Consider the following 7087-nt stretch of genomic DNA (forward strand, 5'->3'; position numbering starts at 1 on the left):
CCACGTCCTCTTCAACCTGGCTTCATTCGCGGAGGAGGGACCCCCACACCCAGAATCATGTTATGACTCATGAGAAATCTGCGGAAGCCCCCAAAGGCGAGGGGAAATTTAGCGGTTCCTCGGGTGTCTAACCATACACATGGGCCACCTTCGTCGATGGGCGCGAAATGATGAGATCTACATGGTCGGCAGACGGGTCGAGAGATGTAGCTCTAATGCTGACCCGGGTTCAGCCCCGGGCGACAGAGCGTCATGAGACCTATCCTGTTGCGCCTCGCGCTCGTGCAGGTTACCGTCTGCGTAGGCCGCCCGCGTGAGCTGACTCTGATCACAGATGCGCGGGAGGGCGCGACGGCTGCAACCGCCACGCCCTCCAAGTAGCGGCCCTGATACAACGCGAACTGAATCGAAGGAACCGCCGTGTCCCAGCTTATGGGTGACCCCGGCGGAGGACCAGCCACACCCTGGAGCCATCTGGAGTTCTCCACTCCGGAGGGCCCTGTCCTCTGCCACCCCACCGACCCCCTGCCCGACCTTGGCACCATCATGTCAGTGCGGACCCCGCGGTCACACGCGCTGAGCCGACACGTTCCCGTGCAGACATTCAGCGCCACGAACACGGACGTCGTCGCAGTGGAGTCCGGGCTGGAGCAGGAGCTCGTCCTCGTCCTGGACCGAGATCCCGCCCAGGACAGGCTGGTCGGGCAGCCGCTGACCGTGACGTGGGCCAGACAAAGCGGGGGGACCCGGCGGCACACCCCTGACCTGCTGACTCTCACTCACGAGGGGGCCGTCACGGTCTGGGACGTCCGCCCGGAAGGCCGGCGGGACCCCAAGTTCTGGGAGGCCGCGCGGTGCACCCGCGCGGTGTGCGAGCACAACGGGTGGACTTACGAGCTCTTCGGCGGCCTGCCCGAAGTACACGCCATCAACCTGCGCTGGCTCTCCAGCTACCGGCACTCGATGCCCTGGTATGCGGACCTCCGGGACACGCTCGAGAGGCTCGCCTGCACCAATTCTGCCACCATCGGGACCTTGCTCGGCGCCGAGGACGGTTCCGGGGAGCTGATCTCAGCGATGTGGCACTGGGCGTGGGACGGACGTCTGCAGCTGGATCTCACCCGGCCCCTGAAAACCAGCACGCCGGTGCGATGGGAGCCGAGATGAACTTCTCCGTGGACTTGAACATCGGCGACCGCGTCCTCACCGACGTCGGCCCGGCCCGGGTGAAATCGATGTGGGCACTGGGCGTGGAGCTGGAGACGATCAACGAACCGGCCAAGCTCGTCCCCTGGACCGACCTGATCATCCGGCCCACGATCGACGGGCAGGCTCAGGCCGTGGATGCTGCCCTGCACCCGTGGTGGGACCAGCTGCCGGAGAAGGTGCAGCAGGACGCCATTTTCAAGATGGAGTGCGTCCTGGAGATTCTCACTGGGTTCCGCAGCGGGCTGGCCTCGCTCGCGCAGCCCCATGAGCCGGTCGTACCGTTCGGCCCGTTCTCCCAGGCCAGTGTGAGCGCTCAGTGCGAGGCGATGGCTCGGCTGGTCAGCTTCGAGAAGTCCGCGGACCGGGAGTTGATGCGCCGGGTCCAGGACGGTGAGCTCGACAGTCCCGGCGTCACGCCCCGTGCCGTGCACCATTGGGTAAGGCGGTGGCAGGCTTCCGGGCTGCGTGGCCTGGTGGACGGACGCGCCCTGCGCAGCGCCCAAGGCTTCGGCGCCCTGGACCCGAGGTTCTTAAAGATCGCGGAGCAGGAGTTCGCCCGGTTCGACGGGTCCGCTTCCGCGACCAACCGGCAGGAGATCCACCGGCGCATCCAGGTCCGCATGCATGCGGAGGGCATCACCGACGCCCACCTGCCCCAGCGGCTGGTCAGCGACTACCTCAGTCACCGGTTCGCGCAGCTGGGCAAGACCACCCGGGCGCACCGCTCGCGCCGGCACCGGAAGATCTCCTCCACTGCCAGTGCCGCCCTCCACCACCTGGGCCACTGCGCCACGGACGTCACCCGCGCCGACAACCTCGTCTACGACGAGTTCACCGGCAAGCCCATGAGCGTGGAGATCGCCACCATCATGAGCGTCCCGGCACGAGTCATCGTCGCCGTCCGGGTGTTCCCCAAGTCGGTCAGCGCCACCGAGGTCGCCCTGCTGCTCTACGACGCGATGCGGCCGCAGTCGATGCTCATCGATCAGGACGGCGCCAGTGACTGGCGATGGTGCGGGGTCCCGACCTCGCTCCAACTGCCCGAGCAGGCTTCCCCACTGGCCAATGACCCTGCCAGTGGGTTGGGTGAACATGCGATCCCCGCGATGACGCCCACCCACCTGCGCATGGACAACGGATCGATCTTCCGCAGCGAACAGCTGCGCCGGCTCGCCCTGCACTGGTCGATCACGTTGAGCCACTCTCGCGGCACCCGCCCTACGGACAATCCGCACATCGAACGCTTCCACGAGACCCTGCAGCGCTTCTACCAGCAGCTGCCCGGCTACAAGGGCCGGAACGTCTCCGAACGTGGCAGCTGGACCGGCGTCGTGGCCGAGGCGCCCCTGCTCACCGCAGCCGGCCTCGAGCGGCAGCTGCGGCAGTTCATCGCCCTGGACTACCACCGCCGCCCCCACACCGGACTGACCCTGCCCGGGGCACCCGAGGTGAATATCTCCCCGCTGGAGATGTTCGACTGGATCCTGGCCACCACCGGCCGGATCCACGTCCCCCAGCACCCGGATCTGATCTACCAGTTCCTGCCCACCCGGTGGCTCACCCCCGGCCATGCCGGCGTCGAGTACAAGAACATGACCTACGACGCGGCCGTCCTGGATGAGTTCCGAAGCAAGATCCCCGGTCGGTTCCGCGACGAGGACACCAAGGTCCCGTTCCACTACGACCCCAGGGACGCCACCCGGCTCTGGTTCCGCCACCCGGACACTGACCGCATCCACGAGATCCCCTGGCGCAACCGTCACCTCTTGCACGCACCCCTGACCGACGTCGTCCGAGACGAGGCCCGCCGGCGCATCCGGGCCCGCGGCGGGCCCAAGGCTCTGACCGGAGCGCTCATCGACCGCCAGCTCATCGAAGAGATCGGGCACCTGGCCCACACCCGAGCCGACGAGACGTGGACCACCACGATGGCCGCCTCCCGCATGCGCTTCGACCAAGCCCGACGCGACCACGACGAAGCCGCCCTCGCCCACCGCCTCACCACCCCGGAGGCCCCCACCGACCTTGAACACGGCGGACGGCACCTCCGTCTCGTCGCGCCGGATGCGATGCCGGACCGTACCGCCACCAACGGGCTCGCCGGGCTCTTCGAACCCTGGCCCGACTATGCCCTGGAGATCTGATGGGCGCCCTGCTCTGGCACACCCAGGCCCTGACCCCGGCACCCGCCCCGCCTGAACCCGTGCTGCTGCGAGAGTTCTCCACGCTCTCCACCCAAGACCAGGACGAGTACTGGACGCGGATGCATCGGTGGATGTGCGCCTCCACCCTCGACTGCGACCGCACAGCGGCTATCCGGCGCGGCATGGACCGGGTCCTGCAGCGCAACGAGTACGCCCGGTCCGGGGCCAAGACCATCATCGGTCTGTCCGCGCCCAACGGGGTGGGCAAGTCCACGTTCATCAAGTCTTACGCGCAAGACCGCTATCAGCGCATGATGCACGACCAGCCTGTCGACAAGCTCCCCTCCCGCACCGACAGTGGCGGCTCCCCCTCACACTGGATCCCCCAGGTCTACATCACCCTGCGCGCCGCCTCCGAGGTCCCCGATGTCAATGCCGCGATCCTCAGCTACCTTGGCTACCCGATCATGGGGCGCACCACGAAGGACACCACCCTGCTGGTCCACGCCGTCGCCCGGCACGGAGTCAAGCTGCTCATCCTCGACGATGCCCACATGCTCCGAGCCAAACAGGCACGCGCCCGCGACGTCCTCGACTACGTGAAGTTCCTGAACACGATGATGGGCGAACGCGACGGCACGCTCGTGCTCGTCGGCGCCAACATGGAAGGCGGCCCCGTCTACCAGGACCCCCAGGTGGCCGCCCGGTTGCACGCCTTCGCTCTGCAGCCCTACACCGTCCAGCAGGACACCACCGAGCGCGTGGCATGGCAGCGACTGCTGGCCGGGGCCGAGAAGAAGTTCATGCCCTACCTGGACTCGGCGACCGAGGGAACCCTCACCCGAGAACTGGCAGGACAGATATGGGCCCGTACCCAGGGCCACCTCGGGGACACTCACCAGCTGATCACCACAGCCCTACTCGACGCTTTTGACCAGGGCGACACCACGCTGGTCAGTGAGCACTTGCAGGGCGTGCGCCTGTCCGCGCGGGCCGAAGCCGCCGAAGCGGACCTGGCCCGCGAAGCCACCCTGACCTCCCGCCGGGAGCAGAACCGCAAGGCCAAGAGGTGACCGACCAAGAGCATCCACCGTCCGCTCTCGCCCCCATCGTCGGCGAGTCTCTGAGCGGATACGTGCGCCGGTTCAACGCCACCGGCCTGACCCCTCCCCTGGCCCTGCCGCCCCGCTATGCCGACGCCGATCTGCCTCCGGGCCTGACGGACGCGGTGCACCGGAGCACCGGGTTGGACGCCGGCCAGATCAGGAGGATGACCATGGCCGGCTGGCCCTTGATCCTCCGCGGACGCGGCCTCCACCACCGCCGCGGATGGGCCCTGCACCGGCACGACGTCTGGCTCTGCCCAAGCTGCACCCCCTTGACCGGCTACCGGGCACTGCGCTGGCGCCTGGCCCTGGCCCCGGTCTGCCTGCGCTGCCACACCCTCTTGACCCACGAGCGGACCTTCACGCCGACCCGCGCCGCCACCACAGAGGAGCTGGCCCGTCTCCGACGCCTGGACGAGCTGACGACGAGGGCCCTGCAGGGGTCGAAGGCCTCCAGGTCCCACCTGTCGGTCTTGCGCCGCATCTGTGCCGCCGGTGATGCCCACGAGCCTGACGGCGACGTCCTGCCCCGACCGCCCCTCGGGGGCACTTCCAGGCCAGCAGGGAATCAGCGGGGAACCCATCCGCCCGGCGAACCAGGCATCGTGATGAAGCAGCTGGCCACGCTGGACCCCGCGCTGCTGAACGAATCCCGCGCCCGAGCGCACCTGCAGCAGCTGCAGCACCAGGACTCGCTGCCCTCGAGCTCCGTCGTCGCCCCAGCACCGTTCCAGCCCGAAAGCCCGACCGCCCTGGCCCTGGCCCGGGCCCGGCGACGCGCCCTTCTGCGCCAGCTCACGGACCTCTGCGCAGCCACCGGTCTGCGGCCCCACCACATCCCCACCGTGGTCGATCCCTGGCGGTCAACCCGCTGGTCGCGGCTCCGTGACCTGGAAGACCAGGCGTTCGAAGCCCTCGCCCTGCACACCCTGCTCCTGGAGGCACTGGGCGAGGACGCCACCGGCAGCGCCGTGTTCGTCGCGCACGGCATCCCGGCCGTCGTGAACCAGCACGACCTGCTCACCCGGGTCCGCACCCGGGGCACCCTGACCCCGGGCGAGTGCGACCGGCTGCTCGCCCGCGCGCAGGCTCTCGTGGACGACGGGCTCGTCGATTACGCCTACCGACGCGGGACCCTCCTGGCTGTCCCCTCCCTGCCCCGCATCCCCGCCGTACATCTGCCCCGTCACCCGTTCTGGCCGGCCCGCACCCTCGTCCCGGCATGGGCATGGGTGGAGTACGCCCGCGGCCTGCCGGACTCCGGCCCCGCTCCCGATCTCTCCCTCGAGTCCGTGGACCGCTTCCACGCCGACCTCGACCCCGAAGCTCGTCTGCGACTGCTCGAGGCCTTCGACACCCATGTCCGCGGTGAGGATTGGGCCGCGATCGCCTCCGCGGCCGGCAGCTCCTTTCCCGCTTTTGCTTCCGCCCATCAGAGGAGCGCCTGATGTCGACGCTGCTGCCCATCCGCCCCAGACCCGCCCCCGAGGAAGCTCTGGACTCCTATCTCGAACGCGTGGCCACTGCCAACGGGGTCACCACCAGCGGCTTCGTTCGACAGCTGACCACCGAAGCCCGGGCGCCCCTGCGTTTCACGAACATCGCCCCACCGCCCCCGATCCTGGACGTGCTGGCCTCCTGGACCGGCACCGACCGGGGACTCCTGCAGGACTGCCTGTTGACGCGATACCCGGTCATCCCGTTCATCGACAGCCAGAACCGTCACGGAACCCGGTCCGTGGTAGCCCACGGATGGGTGCTGCTCAACCGCTCCCAGGCCTGCCCCTGGTGCCTGGCCGAGACCGGAGTCTGGAAGATCACGTGGCGTCTGGCCTGGGTCACCGCGTGCCTAGACCACGATCGTCTCCTCGCGACCGACTGCCCCGGCTGCCAGAAGCCCCTGCGTACGACACATCACGGCGCGCTCCGGCCCGCCGGCCCCGGAGCACGCTGCGGCAACCCCCGCCCCCAAGGACAGGGCAAACGGTGCCCCTTCGACCTGAGCCGGATCTCCCCGCTCTCCGCGCCCCCGCCGGTATTGCAACAGCAACGACGCGTCGAGCGCGCCCTCCGCGGCGCTGAGGTCGAGGTGGCTGCCATCGCTCTCGAGGGCACCACCTACCTCAGACAGCTCCAAGCACTCACCTCGGCGGCAATGGGTCTGTCTGCACCCACCACAGCGGTCCAGCCTGAATACTCAGAGGGAGTCCCGGCGGAGATCTCGACCTTGTCGGGCCGGGCGCGGCCAGCTCCACGCCCCGCAGACATCCGTGCCGCCGCTTACGTCCGAAGGGACCGGACGATCTTTGCTCCCCCATGACACAGACCCCACGCCATCTCTTCGAGTGATCCCCTCACTGATCCATCTCTCCACACGACCACCACAACATCCACCACGAAATGGAGTGCGATATGACCCACCAGCCCCCTGCTGAACCGGCAATCATCCCCTCAGACACCACCCATGACCAGACGGCGGATCGTAAGCGAGCGAGGCAGTGGCTCAAGACATTGAACGTCTCCCCGAATCCGGAGCTGGTCGAGGGCCTGATTCCGCTCGTCTCGCTCTACCCAAAGAAGTCCGTCCTCGGCTTCTATGCAGGCCGGTTGCTCAAGAAGGGCAAGCTA

6 protein-coding genes are annotated in these 7087 nt (G+C 68.3%); all 6 read left to right on the top strand.

The window, feature by feature from the left end; translation table 11 throughout:
* Positions 1-594 precede the first annotated feature (594 nt).
* A complete protein-coding gene (locus KVS67_RS10960) occupies positions 595-1167 on the top strand; it encodes a TnsA-like heteromeric transposase endonuclease subunit (RefSeq protein ID WP_368669053.1) in 573 nt (190 codons plus the stop codon).
* Entirely contained in the window at positions 1152-3353 is a 2202-nt protein-coding gene (locus KVS67_RS10965) for a Mu transposase C-terminal domain-containing protein (protein ID WP_217565340.1), read from the top strand. Before KVS67_RS10960 ends, KVS67_RS10965 begins: the two co-directional genes overlap by 16 nt.
* A complete protein-coding gene (locus KVS67_RS10970; protein ID WP_217565341.1) occupies positions 3353-4426 on the top strand; it encodes a TniB family NTP-binding protein in 1074 nt (357 codons plus the stop codon). The genes KVS67_RS10965 and KVS67_RS10970 overlap by 1 nt, the downstream gene beginning before the upstream one ends.
* Positions 4423-5907: a TniQ family protein gene (locus tag KVS67_RS10975; protein ID WP_217565342.1), complete on the top strand. Its 1485-nt coding sequence runs from the start codon at positions 4423-4425 to the stop codon at positions 5905-5907. Before KVS67_RS10970 ends, KVS67_RS10975 begins: the two co-directional genes overlap by 4 nt.
* Positions 5907-6779, top strand: coding sequence for a TniQ family protein (locus KVS67_RS10980; RefSeq protein ID WP_217565343.1), 873 nt, complete (start codon positions 5907-5909; stop codon positions 6777-6779). Before KVS67_RS10975 ends, KVS67_RS10980 begins: the two co-directional genes overlap by 1 nt.
* A 92-nt stretch (positions 6780-6871) precedes the next feature.
* Positions 6872-7087: hypothetical protein (locus KVS67_RS10985; RefSeq protein ID WP_217565344.1), on the top strand; the 216-nt coding region annotated here is incomplete at its 3' end.

The sequence above is a fragment of the Micrococcus sp. GbtcB5 genome (assembly GCF_019091605.1).
Lineage (GTDB): Bacteria > Actinomycetota > Actinomycetes > Actinomycetales > Micrococcaceae > Micrococcus > Micrococcus luteus.